The 317-nt window shown below is 45.7% G+C and carries 1 protein-coding gene; it reads left to right on the forward strand.

What is annotated here, in order from left to right; genetic code table 11:
- A partial coding sequence (locus A3751_RS02105) for an OmpA family protein (protein ID WP_156492198.1) occupies window positions 1-185 on the forward strand: 185 nt, incomplete at its 5' end.
- Window positions 186-317 lie beyond the last annotated feature (132 nt).

The raw sequence follows: 317 nt of genomic DNA on the forward strand, positions 1-317 counted from the left end.
CAAAAGAGTACAACATTGCACTGGGTGAGCGTCGCGGTAACTCTGTAGCACAGTTTTTGAAAGTGAACGGCGTGCAGGCATCTCAGATCGAAGTTGTCAGCTATGGCGAAGAGAGACCGGCTATGCCTGGCTCTAACGACTCGGCTTGGTCTAAGAACCGTCGTGCAGTTCTGCAGTATCAATAAGTAAGCAATGCTAGCTTTACTTATTCAAAGAAAAGGGCTTCTTTTGAAGTCCTTTTTTATTTGTGCTTTGACCTCTTCGGTTAGCGCAAAAACGTTGATCTTTCAGTCTAGTGATGTTTCTTCCCAGCCCGA

The sequence above is a fragment of the Oleiphilus sp. HI0080 genome (genome assembly GCF_001635135.1).